We start from the raw sequence: 18,710 nt of genomic DNA on the forward strand, positions 1-18,710 counted from the left end.
TTTATAATAACCATGAATTAAAGGAGTGTGTAATTTTATGTTAGAACAAGGGATAGCTGATGCTATAAAACTTGCACAAAAGAAGAAACAAATATTAGATATAAACCCAATACAATATTTTGTTCGTGCATTACTAGCCGGCATCTATATTGGATTTATTATAGTATTATGTTTTAAATTAGGGGATTTTTTTCACGTTTTAAATTCACCTGCAACTTATTTAAGTGCTTCTTTATTTTTTGGAATTGCACTTATATTAATAATATATGGTGGAGCGGAATTATTTACTGGGAATACAATGTATTTTACAATTTCGACCTTACGAAAAAAAACAACGGTCTTAGATACTTGTCGTAACTGGGGTGCTTGTTTTTTAGGTAATCTGGTAGGTGCAATATTTTTTGCGTTATTATTTTATGGTACTGGTATTTTTAATCAAATTGAATATGAACATTTGATAAGTAATGTTGTTGAAGTAAAAATGAATACACCGACAATACAGCTATTTTTCAAAGCTATTTTATGTAATTGGCTTGTTTGTCTAGCATGCTTCCTTCCTTCTCAAGTAAAAGGGGATACAGCAAAAATAATTGTTATGATGTTATTGGTTTTTACATTCTTTTTATCTGGATATGAACATAGCATTGCAAATTTATCGCTATTTGCAATCTCCCTGGTATCGCCACATCCCAATACTATTTCTTTTAGTGGGGCTATTTATAATTTAATTCCAGTTACAATTGGAAATATTATTGGTGGATCTGTATTTGTTGGCATGGTATATCATTATATAACCCAAAACAACCCTACAGCTGAACAGAAGGGCGATTTAGTTGAATCTCAATGTGAGGAAAACATCCCATTACAAACACAAATAAAAATTTAAGCTACTAATATAATCATTTTCGTATAAAAATAACATAATTATTTTGAATGTTATTTTTATATCAGTTGGCCTAATTAGCCGGAAATCCCGTTTTAATAATTCTTTTAAATATATTTTTTTCTTTTATAAAATATATTATTTGTTTTTGTTAGACATATAAGGGAAGGGAAATATACAAAAAACATTCACAACTTATGTGACCTAAATTTGTTAATATAAAATGCAAGATCACATGTCGAATTTATTACAGAAAACTCTAAAAAATCAGTGGGAGGTTTACTAGAAAATGAATTTTGAAAAATTTTGTTTGGTATAGAAGTGCTTTTAGGGGGGGATTGCTAAAATAGGTGAAATAACCTTCGATATACAAAATAAAAACTTGCAGTAATTAGATTTGAATGAAGATAATATAAGCATGAATGTCATTATGAAAAGTGATAATCCGTTAGTGAATCTTAATAAAAATGTAAGCGTTAACAATTTTATTTAACTAGATGTATAAACTAGATTTTTCACAGAATATCAAAGAATCTTTGAAATGTAGATAAAGAAAAATTATCTTATCTAGTGAAGCTATACATAATATTTTTTTGAGTTAAATAAGAAATAATGTTGGAGCAATATTTGCTGGAAATACATATGAAAAGGAATTTAAGTTTAACTATGTGGTATTGAACATTAATGTATTTCGAGTTCATTATTTGTTTATTCAAAATCAATTAAATCTCTTTTTATTAGAATAACAACAATGCACAAAAACATAACATAAATAGTGAGGGATCTATAAATGAATAAAAATATTAATCGTGTAGTTTTAATTGGTACAGGGGCCGTAGGGTGTAGTTATGCATATTGTATGATTAATCAGGGGTTGGCAGAAGAATTCGTTCTTGTAGATGTAAATGAAGCAAGAGCAGAAGGAGAAGCAATGGATTTAAGTCATGCAATTCCTTTTTCACCATCACCAACAAAAGTATGGAAGGGTAGCTGTGAGGACTGTAAAGATGCACAAATTGTTGTAATAACAGCCGGATTGCCACAGAGACCAGGTGAAACACGTTTAGACTTAGTTGAAAAAAATACTAAGATTTTTAAAGAAATTATACGTAATGTCATGTCAAGCGGATTCGATGGTATTTTCTTAATTGCAACAAATCCAGTGGACATTTTAACATATGTAACTTGGAAAGAATCTGGATTGCCGAAAGAACGCGTAATTGGTTCAGGTACAACACTTGATTCTGCACGTTTCCGTTACATGTTAGGAGAATATTTTGAAATCGATTCTCATAATGTTCATGCTTATATAATTGGTGAACATGGTGATACGGAGCTTCCGGTTTGGAGTCATGTGTCAGTTGGCGTTCAAAAGCTACAAACCATTTTAGAAAATAAAAGTCAGTATAATCAAAGTGACTTAGACGAAATTTTTGTTCGTTCACGTGATGCGGCCTATCATATAATTGAACGTAAGGGAGCAACCTGTTATGGAATTGGAATGTCTTTATTACGTATCACAAAGGCAATTCTACATCATGAAAATAGTGTATTAACAGTATCTGCATACCTTGAAAATGAATATGGTCATAATGATGTATATATAGGAGTTCCTGCTGTTATAAATCGTCAAGGTATTCGGGAAATTATAGAAATTGAGTTAAATGAGGAAGAAAAGTTTAACTTTAATCATTCTGTACATACATTAAAAGAAACCATGTCACCAATACTATAAGGTGAATTTATCTTATTATATTATGTCGGATATATAAATGCTTGGCAAAAGTTTAAATGTATCTAATCTAATGTAATCTGAAATTAAATACTATAGAAAAATGTTTGTTTAAACTGAAATACAGTACTTTCGCCTTGTAAAGAATCATTTTATAAACATTATTAAGAAGTTAATGGCCTTCATGATATTAGTTCATAACATATCAAGATTGAACATTTTTAGAATCAACATAACTATTTATAGCTAAATATGTTATGTCTTTCACAAAGGATTGATACCTTTTGTGTATACTTTCTATTAAGGCACTAAATGCAGACAAATTTGATTAAATAAAAAGCACTTTTTTAAAAATTTAAGAGAGTGCCTTTTTATTTATTAATTAACATTAGCAATCTAATACATACATTAATAAGAAGAGAGCGGTCCCTGTGTGCATCTGGCTACCGTTTAATTACATCCTTAATGGGCATTTATAAAACAATAAGCATACAGTAGGAAATGTGAAAATTAGGGGGATAATGGAGCATACAAAGTTGGCAATAAACCGTAGGGAAAGGAGGGAACGAGATGAGAAATTTCTTTGAAGAAAAATATACAAATTTAGAATTTAAAAGGGAACTAATAAATATTATAAGTAAAATCAGTGAATATAAAGGAGAAATATCAGCATATCAAACTCAAAAACCAGAGATCTTTAATCTTTTGGAAAAGAGTATATCCCTACAATATATTAAAACTTTTCCTAATATATATGACAAGTTTACATTCTCAAATAAACAGTTGAAAAAATTTGTTTCTAATCATGTTAGCCCTCAAACATTGGAAGAGGACGCTTTATTTTGTTATTGCAAAACATTAGAACTTGTGCAAAAAGAAAATCACAAACTGCCTATTAAACCACAAACAATTCAAGAACTGCATTTCCAATTACTGAATTATTCAACGTCTGAAAGTGGTAATTGGAGAAAAAACGAACTTGTATTATCGTGTATTCCAATGTTAAATAATCAATCCAAATTAAGTACAGTTGTTTTATATGATATGGTTCCGCAATATTTGTATCAGCTATGCGAACAATATAATACATTAAGGGCTAAAGGGAATTTTCATCCGCTCCTACTGATTCCTCAATTTATATTAAATTTCCTATGTATTTATCCATTTAATAAAGGGAATGGCAAGTTAGCAAAAATATTAATTCAATGGTTATTAATTGAAAGTGGATATACATTTGTAAAATATACATGTATAGAGAAATATTTTAAAAAATATGAATCAGATTATTATGATGCTCTGTATAAATCTGCAGCTAATTGGCATCAAGGAGATCATAATGTAGTTTTCTGGATGAAAATTTTTTTAGATATTGTTTTAGATGCATATGAAGAATTAGGTAATTTAATAAAAAATTGTATAAGCACTCATACTAAAAGAAAAAGAATTGAGAAATACATAGACAGGCAAAATCATCCTTTTACTAAAGAAAATATTCGAAACATGCATCCAGACATAAGTGAAAGTACTATAAATAAAACATTACACGCTTTAAATTCACAGGGATATATTAAATTGGTTTCTAAAGGTAGGAATGCAACATGGATAAAGCGTAAATTAACTTAGGGTAAAAAACTAGAACACTGGCAAATAATAAACAAGGAGAACCCAAAAAGGGTTCTCCTTGTTTATTATTTGTTAGACTAATGTATCTTTTAGAAGGATAAAGAAGTAAAATAGACTATTTATTAATTGCAATCTAATCATAAAATTTTGTATCACATCTTTAAGAAAGACTGGTCTACTCGTTATGATTTTCTAAACCAAATTGTACCTTTTTACGCATAGTGTAATAAATAGGGAGGCCGAGTGCTGTTAGACCTATTCCACATAAAGCTAGTAGAGGTTGAGTGAATAAGGTATTAATAACAATGAACAATCCGCCAATAATAGCAACTAATGGTATAAAAGGATACAATGGAACTTTATAAGGTCGTACAAGATCAGGTTCTCTTTTTCGTAAGATAAATACAGCAAGGAATGTCATTGTGTAGAATATCCATATTACAAATACCAACATATCAGTAAGAGTATTGAATCCGCCGACGGCCATCATAATAATTGAAATAAATAGCATAAATAGACCAGAATTATAAGGGACCCGACTATTTTTAGATAGTGTAGCAAACCATTTACTAAATGGTAGTTTGTTCTCAATAGCCATGGCATAAGGAATTCGCATTCCTGTCATAATATAACCATTAATCGTTCCAAATACGGAAATTAAAATGCCAATGGTAACTAGTTTTCCTCCCATAGCTCCAAAAAGAATTGTAGCTACTTGAGAAGCGGGTGTATCAGTACCTGCGAGCGATGTTGCAGACATGACCATTAGAAACGCGACATTAATTAATAAATAAACAACCATTACTGTTGATAATCCTAATACGATTGCTTTAGGTAAGTCTTTTTTAGGGTTTTTCATTTCTCCAGCAATATTCCCTACATGAATCCATCCATCATAGGCGAACATTGTTGCGAGTAAACCAGATCCAAGGGCAGATATCATAGATTTGTTCGGCCCTGCCTCAATTGGAAAAAGCTGAAAAGTAACGTCACTTTTGTGTAGTAATCCAAAAATAATAATCAATGCTAATGGAACCAATTTGCATATAGTCGAAGCCATTTGGATTCCACCAGCTGCTTTAGCTCCTAAAAAGTTCATAAGAGTTACAAATGTTGCTGTGATAATTGCAATTGCGATAATTAGCATTTTGTGTTCATTAACATTTAGGCCAAATAAACTAACCGTTTGTGTCCCGAAAATAATAGCAAGAGCTGCAATATTTGCAGGGAAGTATATGACAGTTTGTGCCCAGCCAAGCAAGAAAGCAGTTAAGTTTCCATAAGTCCTCTTTAAATATGCCATCATTCCCCCCGTTTCAGGAATAGCGGCAGATAGTTCAGCAGCAGTTAGTCCTGCGCAAACGGTCAAGATACCACCAATTACCCATGCAAGTAATCCTAGGCTAGCTGTTCCTGTTACTCCATATAATGCAGTGGGCTTGAAAAATACTCCGGCGCCGATAACGGTACCAATAACTGTGGTTAATGCTGCAAAGAAACCAATATCCTTTTTTAGTTGTTGTTGTGACAAAATAATCACTCCCAATTAGAAAAATATATAAATTCTCTTATGAATTCTTTATCCTGTTTGTTAAATTATTTGATAGTATATCCTGTATCCATACAAATAGCCGCCCCTCATCCTTACCAGCTAGAGAATTTGAATACATTTCAGATACTAAATAAAAAAGAAATTAAACGTATAAGTAAAGAAAGTTTAATTTCGCCTCAAATCATGTGAAAATTTTCACATGATTTGAGGCGAGTAAAATTCAATGAATTATACATTAAAAGAAATTCTTTAATTTAACCCGAAACATGAAGTTAAAAACGAGATTTCTTTTATATGAATAATAATAATAAATGAGGTATTTTAATATTGTGATATAGTAAAATGGTAAATCGAAATTCAAAAGAGAAGATATATTCTTGTGAAGAATATCACAAAGTATTGAGGGATTCAATCATATTTTCGATATAAAATATAGAAAATCAACTAAATAAAACATTTTGTGAAATGTTTCACAAAATTGTTGACCTCTTATTTTTACTAATGGTATCTTGTAGGTGCAATCCAATGTTATAAATTAAATTATATTTGAAAAATATTGTAAGGATGAATATTTAGAATCTTATATTTATCTGACAATAATTAATTTAATTTATAACTCACTCTAAAAAAGGATGTGTAGATATGAAAATTGGTGTAGTGAAAGAGATAAAAAAAGGGGAAGCTCGTGTAGGGATGACTCCAGAAAATGTTCAAAAATTAGTTTCAGCTGGAAATGAAGTTTTAGTACAAAAAGATGCTGGATTAGGTTCTGGTTATACAAATGATGAATATATAAGTGCAGGAGCAAGCATAGTAAATCAAGGCCAGGCATGGGATGTTGATATGGTAGTAAAGGTAAAAGAACCACTACCTGCAGAATACCATTACTTTAAAAAGGATCTAATCGTTTGGGGCTTTTTACATCTGGCTGCGTCGAAAGAGTGTGTAGAAGCAATGAGAAATGCTGGTACTACTGCGATTGCTGGTGAAACTATTAGTGAGGATGGAAATTTAGCATTATTAAAACCTATGAGTGCAATTGCTGGAAGACGTGCGGTATTTATGGGAGCTTATTATTTAGAAAAACAACATCAAGGAGAGGGGATTTTATTATCAGGTATTGAGGGAATCCCAGCCGGAAAAGTTGTAATCCTAGGTGGAGGGAATGCTGCAACTAATGCCTGTGATATGGCAATTGGAATTGGATGTAGTGTTACAATCCTAGAGGTTAATCAAGAAAGAATTGCATATTTAAGAAAGCAATACGCAACAGAAGAAGTAAATATAATTGAATCTAATACTGAAAATCTAGAGCGAACGATTAAAGAAGCAGATTTATTTATTTCAACAATTTTAATACCAGGATCTCGCCCTCCTAAAATTGTTAAAGAGTATATGGTTCAATCTATGAAGCCAGGAAGTGTCATTGTGGATATCGCAATAGATCAAGGTGGTACAGTAGAAACTATTGATCATTATACAACTCATGATAATCCTGTATTTATTAAACATGACGTAATTCATTATGCAGTACCAAATATGCCTGGTGCCACCCCACGTACTTCAACTATGGCGTTGGCAAATGGAAATATTGAGTATTTATTAGCAATTTCTAAAGATGGATTAGAAATTGCAATTCAAAATAAATCATCATTAGCATCTGGGGTAAATGTATATAAAGGTATTATTACCTACGAAAATTTAGGTATGACGCTAGGTTTGGACTTTAAAGAATTGAAAGAAGTGTTAGTATGATTACCAAAAAAGTATTGTTAGATATCACTGACATTAAAAAAGCCAAAGAAATTCTTGATGTAAATGCCCGAAAAACACCTTTGGTTAAATCTTTCTATTTAACTAGTAAAACGGGTGGAGAAATTTATTTAAAGCTGGAAAACATGCAGTTAACGGGTTCATTTAAATTTCGTGGTGCATTTAATAAAATTTCCCAACTAACAAATGAAGAGAAAGAACGTGGTGTAATCGCTTGTTCAGCTGGAAATCATGCACAAGGTGTTGCACTATCTTCCCATTTACTAGGAATCAAAAGTAAAATTGTGATGCCAACCTCTGCACCGCAAGCTAAAGTGGATGCGACGAGAGGATATGGTTCTGAAGTTATTTTATACGGTGATACGTTTGATGATGCAAAAGCGAAGTGTGAAGAGATTATAAAAGAAACAGGCGAAACATACCTACATCCATATGATGATGTAGAAGTAATGGCTGGCCAAGGGACAATTGGGTTAGATATTCTGGATGATATGTGGGATGTTGATACTGTTATTGTACCTATTGGTGGAGGAGGAATTATTTCAGGAATTGCTGTAGCGCTGAAATCATTTAATCCTTCCATTAATATTATTGGGGTTCAAGCAGATAATGTTCATGGAATGAAAGCTTCTTATGATGCGGGGAGAATTTTAGAACACTATGAAGCACCAACAATAGCGGATGGTTGTGCGGTAAAAATACCAGGAAATTTAACTTTTGAAATTGTAAAAGACCTAGTAGATGAAATTGTAACTGTATCGGAAGAAGAATTAGAAGTAGCGATGAAAGACTTATTGCAACGCGGAAAGGCTGTCGTAGAAGGAGCGGGAGCGTTAGCCACAGCCGCACTTCTGGCAGGCAAAGTTGATAAATATGTACAAGGTAAAAAAGTAGTAGCGGTTATTTCAGGTGGCAATGTGGATTTAAAACGTATTTCAACTGTATGTGAGCATTTCTTTGTTGCCAATGAGGTAAAATAACGATTGAATAATCTTATAAAATAAAATTATTTTACTTAAGGGGAGCTAGGAGACGATATCTTAGCTCCTTTTTTAATAAATGGAGGCGTGTGTTATGGCCAACTTATTTAGGAAAAAATCGGTAAGGAAATTATTGGAAGATGGTGAAAGTAAGACTTTGACAAAAACATTGGGAGCATTTGATCTTACCATGCTAGGGATTGGTGCAATAATTGGTACAGGAGTACTTGTATTAACTGGATTAGTAGCCGCAAGAGATGCGGGTCCAGCAGTTATTTTTTCATTTATGATTGCTGCAATTGTTTGTGGGTTTGCAGCCCTATGTTATGCGGAAATCGCATCTGCTCTTCCAGTCTCTGGTAGTGTATACACCTATTCATATGCGACGATTGGTGAGTTTGTAGCCTACTTAATGGGATGGACTTTATTGTCTGTATATATAGTTACAACTGCCGCAGTAGCGGGTGGATGGACAGGCTATTTTCAAAACTTATTAAACGGGTTTGGGATTGAGATACCAAAATCACTTTTAACAATTCCAACACAAGGTGGAATCGTTAACTTACCAGCAGTAATCATTACTTTGTTATTAACTTGGTTATTATCAAAAGGAACGAAAGAAAGTAAGCGAGTGAATAACGCAATGGTATTAATAAAAATTGGTATTGTTGTTTTATTCATTTCAGTTGGTATATTTTACGTAAAACCAGAAAACTGGATCCCGTTTGCACCTTATGGTATAAGCGGAATCTTTGCCGGAGGAGCTGCAGTATTTTTTGCCTTTTTAGGATTTGATGCGTTAGCAACGTCTGCTGAAGAAGTAAAAAATCCACAACGTGATTTACCGATTGGTATTATTGCTTCGCTAGTTATTTGTACAATTATTTATGTTATAGTTTGCCTTGTTATGACTGGTATGGTTTCTTATAAGGAATTAGATGTACCAGAAGCAATGGCCTACGTATTAGAAGTTGTAGGACAAGATAAAGTAGCGGGTATAATCGCAATTGGAGCTGTAATTGGTATTATGGCTGTAATTTTCGCTTACATTTATGCAACAACACGTGTATTCTTTGCGATGAGTCGTGACGGTTTATTACCAAAATCGTTTGCGAAAATTAATAAGAAGACAGAAGCACCAGTATTCTCAACTTGGTTAACAGGTATTGGTAGTGCTTTAATTGCTGGATTTATCGATTTAAAAGAATTATCGAATTTAGCGAATATTGGAGCGTTATTAACATTTGCGATGGTTGGTGTGTCAGTTATTATTCTTCGTAAAACACATCCAAATTTAAAACGTGGTTTCATGGTACCACTGGTACCAATTTTACCGATTATTTCAATAACATGTTGCTTATTTTTAATGGTAAATCTACCTTTAAAAACCTGGGTTTATTTCAGCATTTGGTTATTTATAGGGATAATAGTATATTTTATGTATTCTAAAAGACATAGTCAATTAAACAAACTATAAATGAGATATATTAGAGACAAAAGTTATCACGACCTACATGTTTGAGCAAGTAGGATCCTTCTCTTTTGGGAAGTACCTTTTCTTTTTATAAAAAATTCAATTAAAAGAACTTGAAAGTTTATGTTATACGTAAAAAAGCGAATCTATTTTCAAAATAGATTCACTTTTTTATCTCCTAATAACTTAAAAAATTAAACTGAAATAGAAAAAGGAATTAATTATTCGGATGATAGTAAATGTCTTAGTGATTTCAATGTATATATGACAAATCAATTTGTATTTATTTCCTTGATAGGATTTTACATAATATTAATTTTTTGTGAATTATTAATCTGAAAATAATTTGATTTAAAGTATTATTCATACGAAATGAATACCTTTATGTAATTTATTTGATTTATAAGATAGTTAAGAATACCAAATCAAAACATAAAAGCTCATTATTGATTGATATTTTATAAAGTTGTATTAATATGTGTCATAAAATAATATCAAAATATAATTATAAATAGAATAAGGGAGGACTATGTAAAAAAGTAATAAATACAAGTTCATGAACTGTTTTTGCACGTAAGTACATGCTAAAGAAACCAAAACTATTAAATTGATCAAGGAAATGAGAGGGAGATACTATGGGGAATAAATCAAAGTATAAAACCAAAAGAATACTAGTAGCTACTGCAACATTAACTATAATTGCTTCTGGAATGACTTCTTCATCAGATGTCTTTGCAGAGGAAACGCAGCAGCAAAAAAATTTATCGACATCACTGCAAAGTGAAAAATCAGTTAAATCAGAAAATAGAATATTTACAGTCCCAGGAAAAGGGGATGTTGAGGTACTGAAACAACAGGAAAGAAAAAGTATGGCATTTAGTCCATATGAACCAACTGGTTTATATGCAAAGCCAAATGAACAAATAACGATTAATGTGGAAGGTAATCAAGATATTCAGGTATATATTGGAACGTATTCGTATGATGCTTCTTGGAGAGAAGATTCAAAGATAAAATCATTTACATTAAAACCTGGTATAAACACAATCCAATCTCCAAATGGGGGGATGATTTATTTTTATAATAAACAACAAGGTGGTACCATTCGAACAACAATCACAACAGGTGGAACGACTACGCCTTTCTTTGAACTAGGAAAGCATACGAAACAAGATTTAATTAACATGCTGGACCAATATCCAAATGCACATGCAGTGGAGTTAAAAGGCGAACGTGTATTAATTACGGCCAGCCCTGCACGTGTTAAGAAATATTTGTTGGGTTCTAATACAGATCCTGTACAACTCTTAAAAAAGATGGATGAAGCTACTCGAATTCAAGACAAAGTAGCTGGATTATCGGAAGAACAAGTAGATAAACATTATGTTCATTACGTAGAAGAAAATCATTCTCCTGATTATTATATGTATGCAACTTCTTATCGAACAGCATATGTAGGAGATGCAATCCAATACGTGTTAGATATTAATAAATTTATAACAGATGGCTGGGGCCCTTGGCATGAGGCAGGACATTTGAGACAACAATCGCCCTGGAAGTTTTATAATATGACAGAAGTACAAAATAATATATACAGCCTTTCTGTAGAAAAAGCATTTAATCAACCATCCAACTTAGAGAAAAGTGGAATTTATCCAAAAGCATTTCAATATCTAGAACAAGTGAATAAAAATTATGATGAAATTAGCGATGTTTTTGTAAAGCTTGTTATGCTTTGGCAACTACAGTTAGCGTATGGAGAGGATTTCTATCCTAAATTGCATCAATTGTATAGAGACATGCCTTCAAGTGAACTTCCACAAACTGATGAAAATAAAAAACAATTATTTATGATTTCAGCATCAAAAGTAGCCAAACAAAATTTGATTCCTTTCTTTGAGAAGTGGGGATTACGTCCAAATAACGATACCATTCAAAAAGTAGCTGCATTAGGATATCCAGTTTTAACAGCAGAGATTTGGAAGGGGACGGATTCTAATCCAATTAAACCAGATATGCCTAATGTAAATAATATTTTAGAAGGAAACCAGTTTGCATGGTCGCTGAAAGGGATTGGAGATTTTGAATTCGCAAAAGTAAATTTAAATAAATCAACAGAAGAAATGCAAATTGATTTAAAAGCAGGTGTACCACATAACTACTTTGATAGTACATATGCAAGTATTAAAGTGCAAAACACAGCAGGTAAAGTGGTCTATAACAAAGAGATTTATGGAAACAAACAACAAAATGCTGAATCACAAAAAGTTTCGGTCAAGGTAGGAGACTATATAGAGTTAACACATCTAGAAGGTGTGCATAGAGCTACTCTCACAAATGTAGATAATAGTAAACAAGAGAGCTTTGGAAAAAAAGCCATATATGAAGTTACAAAAGAAGGTCTAAAGAAAGTAGAAAAAATGCCAGAAGCAACAATTTTAGATGGAAATCAATTTGCATGGTCATTAAAAGGATATAGTGATAGAGAAATTGCAAAAGTAAATTATGATAAAACAGTAGAAGAGATGAAGGTAAAACTAGAAGCAGGTGTACCCCATTCCTACTTTACTAGTACGTATGCGAGTATTAAGGTCCAGAATGCTTCTGGCAACGTTCTGTACAATAAGGAAATCGTGGGAAATAAACAACAAAATGCTGAAAGCCAAACTGTGCCCGTTAAAATAGGTGATTACATTGAACTTACTCATATAGAAGGGGAAGCAACAAAGGAAAAGACGAGAGCGACTTTAATTAACCTTGAAAATAACAAAAATGAAACCATTGGAAAGACAGCAAGATATCAAGTTACAAAAGAAGGCCTGAAGAAAGTAGAAAAAATGCCAGAAACAACAGTTTTAGATGGAAATCAATTTAACTGGTCTTTAAAGGGATATAATGATCGAGAAATCGCAAAAGTAGAGTATAACAAAGCAACAGAAAAAATGCAGATTAAATTAGAAGCGGGTATCCCCCATTCCTATTTTACTAGTACGTATGCAAGCATTAAAGTTCAAAACTCATCGGGCAATATATTGTACAATAAAGAAATTGTAGGAAATAGACAACAAAATGCTGAAAGCCAAACCGTTCCAGTTAAGGTAGGGGATTATATCGAGTTTACTCATATAGAGGGAGAAGCACAGAAGGAAAAGACCCGTGCCACACTTACTAATCTTGAGAATAGTAAACAGGAATTTGTAGGCAAGAAAAAAACATATCAAGTTACTCCTACAGGATTATTAATAAAATAGATAAAAAGGATGTCCAAAAAAATAGAATTTTTTTAGACATCCTTTTTTATTATTAAAAAACGCTAATTATTAATAGTGATATAGGATGAATTCTATAGCCCACTAACTATTATATATACTCAAAAAATCAAGTTATAGCTAATGTTCCAAGGATTGACACATCTATTCTTAGTTAATCATGTTATACTTTTCACAAATGAAATGCTACAATATCAAATCCTAGTTTTATGACATCCTTCTGTTGCCACAGTTTATAAAAGGTCAATTCCAATGGGATTGACTTTTTATAGTTGTAGCACAAAGTTATAAACGCCCATATTTATTATAAGATAAATGTTGCAATTTCACGTACCGTATTTGTGAATGTATAAATAATTACAATAAATATTATTCTATATGTAGCTTTGCGATATGTAACTGTTAAATGGATAATATTCAACCTTCTCGTGATATTTTAAATTAAGGTTAAAAGAAAGGAACGTAAAATAAAGTAATTCGTTAATATATAAGGATATTAGTAATAATTTGTGGGAAATTGAAGAACTAAGGTATATGATTGTGAAAAAAACCACAAACATATACCTTAGTTCTTCAAAATTATTTCAAAAGGAGGTTATAAACAATGAAAAGAATTATAACACTGAGCACTTGTAAACTGCAAGATACTATAAAACATGGTGGGTGTGGTGCATGTCAGACATCTTGTCAGTCTGCTTGTAAAACCTCATGTGGAGTTGCAAATCAAAAGTGTGAAAATACAATAAATAGGAAACAAGAAGTATAGTATTCAATTATATTTTATTTAGGTGGCAATCTTTATGAAAAAGGAGTTTGGTTATCCAGTATGATTCATCAATATAAATTAAATGGATACAATATCGTGTTAGATACTTATAGCGGATCCGTACATGTCGTTGACGATCTTGCTTATGAAATAATTATGCTATATCAGAATACTCCTATGGAAGAAATCCTGTCAATAATGCAGGAAAAGTATAAATATGATTTCCACGTTTCCAAGAAGGAAATTCGAGAAACAATTGCGGATATTGAAGAACTAAAAAGAGATGGGAAGCTTTTTACCGAAGATGATTATAGTGACCTTTCAATTGATTTGATAAATCGTCCCACTTATGTAAAAGCTCTTTGCCTTAATGTCGCGCATACATGTAATCTGTCGTGTGAATACTGCTTTGCTAGCCAAGGAAAATACAATGGAAATAGAGCCATAATGAGTTTTGAAGTTGGAAAAAGAGCCATAGATTTTCTATTAGAAAACTCAGGTAATCATCGAAATCTCGATGTTGATTTTTTTGGTGGGGAGCCACTCATGGCGTGGAAAACTGTCAAACAGATTGTCGCCTATGCAAGAAATAAAGAAAAAGAGTACAAAAAAACTTTTCGTTTTACCTTTACTACAAATGGTATGCTGCTTAATGATGAAATTACTGAATTCTTAAATCAAGAAATGCACAATGTTGTATTAAGCCTTGATGGAAGAAAAAAAGTTCATGATTATCTTCGTAAAACTGTCAATGGGAAAGGTAGCTATAATCATATCGTTCCAAAATTTCAGGAGTTTGTTGAGAAGCGTGGAGATAAAGAATACTATGTACGTGGAACCTATACCCATAATAATGTTGATTTTACCAATGATATTTATCACATCGCTGACTTAGGTTTTAACAAAATCTCAATGGAACCTGTTATCTGTAATCCCCAAGAACCATATGCGCTCTGTGAAGAAGACCTGCTGGAAATTTACAATCAGTATGAAATTCTCTCGAAAGAAATGCTAAACCGTGAGGAAAAAGGAAATGGTTTTACATTTTATCATTACATGCTCGACCTTTCAGAAGGTCCGTGCGTTCAAAAGAGAATTTCTGGTTGCGGTTCAGGGACTGAATATCTAGCTATTACCCCGTGGGGGGAGATATTTCCTTGTCATCAGTTTGTGGGAGAAGAAGAATATAGTATGGGGAATATATGGGATGGCATTATAAAAGCAGAGATACAGTCTCAGTTTAAGGAAAGTAATTGCTATTCAAAACCGGAATGTCAGGAATGTTGGGCACAGCTTTACTGTAGTGGCGGTTGTCCAGCTAATACAATACATGCAACGGGTTCTCTTAAGGGAACACATGAGTTCAGCTGTAAAATCTTCCGAAAGAGAATAGAATGTTCTATGATGGTTAAAGTAGCTCAATCCATTAGAGCTATGAAGAAGGAAGAACAAGGCATGGTTCAGTAAATAAAAAAGTGCACAAGTGTTGTTATAGCATAAATTTATAAAGATAGTTACAAACAAGAATTCTTTAGTCCAATTTAGAATAAATGAGTTTAAAAGAAGATAGCCATTTGTAATGGCTATCTTCTTTTGTAAAAAATATATAATTTATTCAATTATTTTTTCGATAACAGGCATAACAGCGATTGGTGGAATAGAGTGAGTCCATCCTACGGAAAATATATTTAGTTTTTCACCTACGCTATAGTTATCCTTGCTAGTAATAGGAACACGTAAAATTTTATTCTGAGAAGCTAATTCCCACCAATTATTTTGATAAGAAAGTGCCTCCTCTTTTGTATTAGTGTCAGCTACAACTAAATAATTATCATCTGCTGAAATAACATATCCAGTAAAAGGTATCTGTATTCTTACTTGTTCTTCCTTAATAGGAGTAGGATTACTTATAGAATCTGCGGAAGTAGGAGTTAATCCGAAAACTAATCCACATCCTAGCGTCAGAGTGGTAACCACTGTTACTAATTTTTGTTTTTTTGAAAACATAATATAAATCCCCCTTATATTTTATCCGTACACCATCACCTTTCTATTTTTTATATAGAAAGCCTTTTTTATATCCCTAAATTTAACAATTATGTAACAAATAATCCATTGTTTTTTCAAATGGGTATTATTTAAAGATAATATATGTTATAATTCACCAAATTAACTATTAATTTTACCTCTATTTTCTAGTGAATATATATTTTTGAAAAGAATGATAGCGCTATCTTTTGTGAATGTTCCTATTTGCATGATTACCTAATTTTTATGTACAATAAAGAAAAGAGAGTTTCTTAGACAGGAAGAGGAAAGTCATGACCAAGTCATTAGTAAATTTACGAATTGATTTTGCTTTTAAGCAATTATTTGGGACAAGTGGTAGTGAGGATATTCTTATCACATTTTTAAATGCCATGCTAAAGAATTCATTAGAATCACCTATTATGTCACTACAATTAGAGGATCCACATTTACATCGAGAACACGAGGATGATAAATTATCAATTTTAGATGTCTCAGCCACATTAGACACAGGTACTAAAGTAAACGTAGAAATTCAGCTGAATAATAATCACGACATGATTAAACGAAGTTTGTATTACTGGGGTAAATTATATACTTCACAGTTACAAAAAGGGATGCCTTACAGCTCTCTTAGTAAAACAATTACTATTAATTTGTTAAACTTCGTACTTTTTCCCGAATATGAGGAATTTCATACAACGGGAAAGCTATGGAATGTACAACAGCAAAAGCAGTTTAGTGATGATATAGAGATTCATGTTATAGAGCTTCCTAAACTAATGGAACAATGGCGGGAAGAGAAAGTTAATCCGTGGGAAGATTCATTTGTTCGTTGGCTGTTATTACTTCCGGCAAATGAAGATGAACACTTAACTCAAACATTGGAGGACATTGCGATGAATCAAGATCCGATTTTACAAAAAGCAATGAATAAGTGGGAGCGAATGAGTCAAGATTCGACATTCCGACAAGCCTATGAAGCGAGGGAAAAAACCCTAATGGATGAAGCTGCAAAGTTTGCTCACGCAGAGGAGCAAGGAATCAAAAAAGGTATTGAAAAGGGTATTGAAGAAGGCAAAAAATCCGAACGTATACAATTGGTATGTGGTATGTATAAAAACGGAATGTCTGTAGAGGATATTGCCAAATTTACGAAGTTACCTATAGAAGAAATAAGAGAAATTATCCAATTATAAATAAAAAAGAACACCTACAGCATTTGTAGGTGTTCTTTTTTATGACCAATAATGTCCGGAGTATAATTATTAGTTGATGTATCGTCAGGAAAATAAGAATTTACAACATTAAATATCTTTTAAAAAACTTACATGGATTCTACCTTAAATACATGCTCTATATTCCATCATAATATTGTTAATAATTGTTTGGACGGGCAATATCTCTTGGACTTCATTTACTCGTGCACCTGCGAAAACAAGACCATTTTCACAATCACCATCCATAGAGGTTATCAAAGAATCTAGCGTGCAGAAACGATAAGAACAGTTTTTTAAGCAATTTATACACTTTTTTATTTTTATCTTTTTATTATTATCAGCTATTAATTTAGTAAAGTTATTTTTAACCGCACGACCTTGGAGCCCGACAGTTGTTTTGACTAATATGGTATCTTCTAATCGAGCATTTATATATTTTTCTTTAAAGGATAGTGGTGCGTCACACTCATTACTTGCAACGAATCTTGTACCCATTTGCACACCAGATGCACCCATTTTTAAGGCACGAGCAATATCTTTCCCAGTCATAATTCCTCCAGCAGCAATTACGGGAATTTTGACTGCTGCAACTACTTCCGGTAATATATCGAATAAAGGTCGATCGGTACCCAGATGTCCTCCTGCTTCATGCCCCTCTACTACAACAGCGGCCGCACCCAAGCGTTCAGATAATCTAGCGAGTTTGGCTGAGGATACTATTGAAATAACTGGTATGCCGGCATTTTTCCCCCAAGTATACATATCTCGTGAAATGCCAGCACCAGATATGATGAAATCAACTTTTTCCTCAATGGCTGCTTTCATTTTTTCAGCAAAATCATTCATTGCAAAAAGGACATTTACTCCAATATAACCAGTATTCCGAATCTTTTCTTTCGCCTTCCTAATATGCATTCTCATTTCATCTATGGAAATACCAGTTCCTGATATAATCCCAATTCCTCCAGCATTTGCAACTGCAGATGCAAGTTTACTTAATGAAATGCCTACGCCCATTCCTCCCTGTAGAATTGGGACCTTTGGCATCATATGCCCGATTTTTAATTGTGGAAAGTTCAAGTAAATACCCCATTTCATTAATGTTATTAGAGTAGATCTGTTAAACCCCTTCAGTTTAACACGGTGTTTGGAACAAACACAGGAAATTAATACCTACTACTAGTAGTTTGTGATGTTTTTTGGTGATTTTCACAAAATGTTCGAATAGTGAGCTATAAATTTTAGAATAATATCAAATGTATATTAAGGCTTCTGGATAAAAAACAACGAAATTTAGATTTTCTAACAAAAAATGTTATTAAAAAATTGATTTGTCAAAAATGAAGTGGGATGTAATCATTAATTATTTTAAGCGGGGATATGAACAGAGCTAAATAGAAGTTTATATGC

At 32.4% G+C, this 18,710-nt stretch carries 13 protein-coding genes; 10 read left to right on the forward strand and 3 right to left on the reverse strand.

Features of this window, described 5'->3' with window-relative positions; translation table 11 throughout:
- The first annotated feature begins 37 nt into the window (after positions 1 to 37).
- The 3 genes from MHH27_RS28980 (at position 38) to MHH27_RS28990 (ending at position 4,238) form a co-directional block, all read left to right on the forward strand.
- Entirely contained in the window at positions 38 to 886 is an 849-nt protein-coding gene (locus tag MHH27_RS28980) for a formate/nitrite transporter family protein (RefSeq protein WP_340945100.1), read from the forward strand.
- 787 nt (positions 887 to 1,673) lie between these two features.
- Positions 1,674 to 2,618, forward strand: coding sequence for an L-lactate dehydrogenase (locus MHH27_RS28985; protein WP_001038829.1), 945 nt, complete (start codon positions 1,674 to 1,676; stop codon positions 2,616 to 2,618).
- A gap of 567 nt (positions 2,619 to 3,185) precedes the next feature.
- Complete coding sequence (locus tag MHH27_RS28990) at positions 3,186 to 4,238, forward strand: Fic family protein (RefSeq protein ID WP_098283005.1); 1,053 nt, start codon at positions 3,186 to 3,188, stop codon at positions 4,236 to 4,238.
- Between the two features lie 175 nt (positions 4,239 to 4,413).
- Here the strand turns inward: MHH27_RS28990 and MHH27_RS28995 are convergent, their stop codons facing one another.
- Entirely contained in the window at positions 4,414 to 5,769 is a 1,356-nt protein-coding gene (locus MHH27_RS28995; RefSeq protein WP_097925525.1) for an APC family permease, read from the reverse strand.
- A 663-nt stretch (positions 5,770 to 6,432) separates the two neighbouring features.
- On the opposite strand from MHH27_RS28995, the gene ald reads away from it, so the two are divergent.
- From ald to scfB, 6 genes are all read left to right on the forward strand, one after another.
- Positions 6,433 to 7,545, forward strand: coding sequence for an alanine dehydrogenase (ald, locus tag MHH27_RS29000; protein WP_098329581.1), 1,113 nt, complete (start codon positions 6,433 to 6,435; stop codon positions 7,543 to 7,545).
- Positions 7,542 to 8,543 (forward strand): bifunctional threonine ammonia-lyase/L-serine ammonia-lyase TdcB, encoded by a 1,002-nt coding sequence (tdcB, locus tag MHH27_RS29005; RefSeq protein WP_029442949.1) that lies wholly within the window; start codon positions 7,542 to 7,544, stop codon positions 8,541 to 8,543. The genes ald and tdcB overlap by 4 nt, the downstream gene beginning before the upstream one ends.
- 94 nt (positions 8,544 to 8,637) lie before the next feature.
- Positions 8,638 to 10,020 carry an amino acid permease gene (locus tag MHH27_RS29010; RefSeq protein ID WP_098212137.1) on the forward strand — a complete coding sequence of 461 codons (1,383 nt, stop codon included), beginning with the start codon at positions 8,638 to 8,640 and terminating at the stop codon, positions 10,018 to 10,020.
- A gap of 632 nt (positions 10,021 to 10,652) precedes the next feature.
- Complete coding sequence (locus MHH27_RS29015; RefSeq protein ID WP_333724817.1) at positions 10,653 to 13,268, forward strand: putative mucin/carbohydrate-binding domain-containing protein; 2,616 nt, start codon at positions 10,653 to 10,655, stop codon at positions 13,266 to 13,268.
- A 622-nt stretch (positions 13,269 to 13,890) separates the two neighbouring features.
- On the forward strand, positions 13,891 to 14,052 hold the full coding sequence (gene scfA, locus MHH27_RS29020; RefSeq protein ID WP_000821353.1) for a six-cysteine ranthipeptide SCIFF: 162 nt from the start codon (positions 13,891 to 13,893) through the stop codon (positions 14,050 to 14,052).
- Between the two features lie 60 nt (positions 14,053 to 14,112).
- The gene (gene scfB, locus MHH27_RS29025; RefSeq protein ID WP_340945113.1) at positions 14,113 to 15,519 is read left to right on the forward strand and encodes a thioether cross-link-forming SCIFF peptide maturase; all 1,407 of its coding nucleotides are present in this window, start codon (positions 14,113 to 14,115) and stop codon (positions 15,517 to 15,519) included.
- Positions 15,520 to 15,663: 144 nt separating this feature from the next.
- On the opposite strand, the gene MHH27_RS29030 is transcribed toward scfB, so the two are convergent.
- Complete coding sequence (locus MHH27_RS29030) at positions 15,664 to 16,059, reverse strand: DUF3221 domain-containing protein (RefSeq protein WP_000491774.1); 396 nt, start codon at positions 16,057 to 16,059, stop codon at positions 15,664 to 15,666.
- A gap of 314 nt (positions 16,060 to 16,373) precedes the next feature.
- On the opposite strand from MHH27_RS29030, the gene MHH27_RS29035 reads away from it, so the two are divergent.
- Positions 16,374 to 17,279, forward strand: a complete 906-nt coding sequence (locus MHH27_RS29035) for an Rpn family recombination-promoting nuclease/putative transposase (RefSeq protein ID WP_340945115.1) — start codon at positions 16,374 to 16,376, stop codon at positions 17,277 to 17,279.
- A gap of 144 nt (positions 17,280 to 17,423) precedes the next feature.
- Here MHH27_RS29035 and MHH27_RS29040 read toward each other — a convergent pair whose 3' ends face one another.
- Positions 17,424 to 18,398: an NAD(P)H-dependent flavin oxidoreductase gene (locus MHH27_RS29040; protein WP_340945117.1), complete on the reverse strand. Its 975-nt coding sequence runs from the start codon at positions 18,396 to 18,398 to the stop codon at positions 17,424 to 17,426.
- Positions 18,399 to 18,710: the final 312 nt, after the last annotated feature.

The organism is Bacillus sp. FSL L8-0152 (assembly GCF_038006365.1).
In the GTDB taxonomy this organism is placed as follows: Bacteria; Bacillota; Bacilli; order Bacillales; family Bacillaceae_G; genus Bacillus_A; species Bacillus_A cereus.

Coding starts and splice junctions, on each gene's coding strand:
- ald (WP_098329581.1), top strand. CDS start 6,433: ATGAAAATTGGTGTAGTGAAAGAGATAAAAAAAGGGGAAGCTCGTGTA.
- MHH27_RS29010 (WP_098212137.1), top strand. CDS start 8,638: ATGGCCAACTTATTTAGGAAAAAATCGGTAAGGAAATTATTGGAAGAT.
- MHH27_RS28980 (WP_340945100.1), top strand. CDS start 38: ATGTTAGAACAAGGGATAGCTGATGCTATAAAACTTGCACAAAAGAAG.
- MHH27_RS28990 (WP_098283005.1), top strand. CDS start 3,186: ATGAGAAATTTCTTTGAAGAAAAATATACAAATTTAGAATTTAAAAGG.
- MHH27_RS29015 (WP_333724817.1), top strand. CDS start 10,653: ATGGGGAATAAATCAAAGTATAAAACCAAAAGAATACTAGTAGCTACT.
- MHH27_RS29035 (WP_340945115.1), top strand. CDS start 16,374: ATGACCAAGTCATTAGTAAATTTACGAATTGATTTTGCTTTTAAGCAA.
- MHH27_RS29040 (WP_340945117.1), bottom strand. CDS start 18,398: ATGAAATGGGGTATTTACTTGAACTTTCCACAATTAAAAATCGGGCAT.
- MHH27_RS29030 (WP_000491774.1), bottom strand. CDS start 16,059: ATGTTTTCAAAAAAACAAAAATTAGTAACAGTGGTTACCACTCTGACG.
- tdcB (WP_029442949.1), top strand. CDS start 7,542: ATGATTACCAAAAAAGTATTGTTAGATATCACTGACATTAAAAAAGCC.
- MHH27_RS28985 (WP_001038829.1), top strand. CDS start 1,674: ATGAATAAAAATATTAATCGTGTAGTTTTAATTGGTACAGGGGCCGTA.
- scfB (WP_340945113.1), top strand. CDS start 14,113: ATGATTCATCAATATAAATTAAATGGATACAATATCGTGTTAGATACT.
- scfA (WP_000821353.1), top strand. CDS start 13,891: ATGAAAAGAATTATAACACTGAGCACTTGTAAACTGCAAGATACTATA.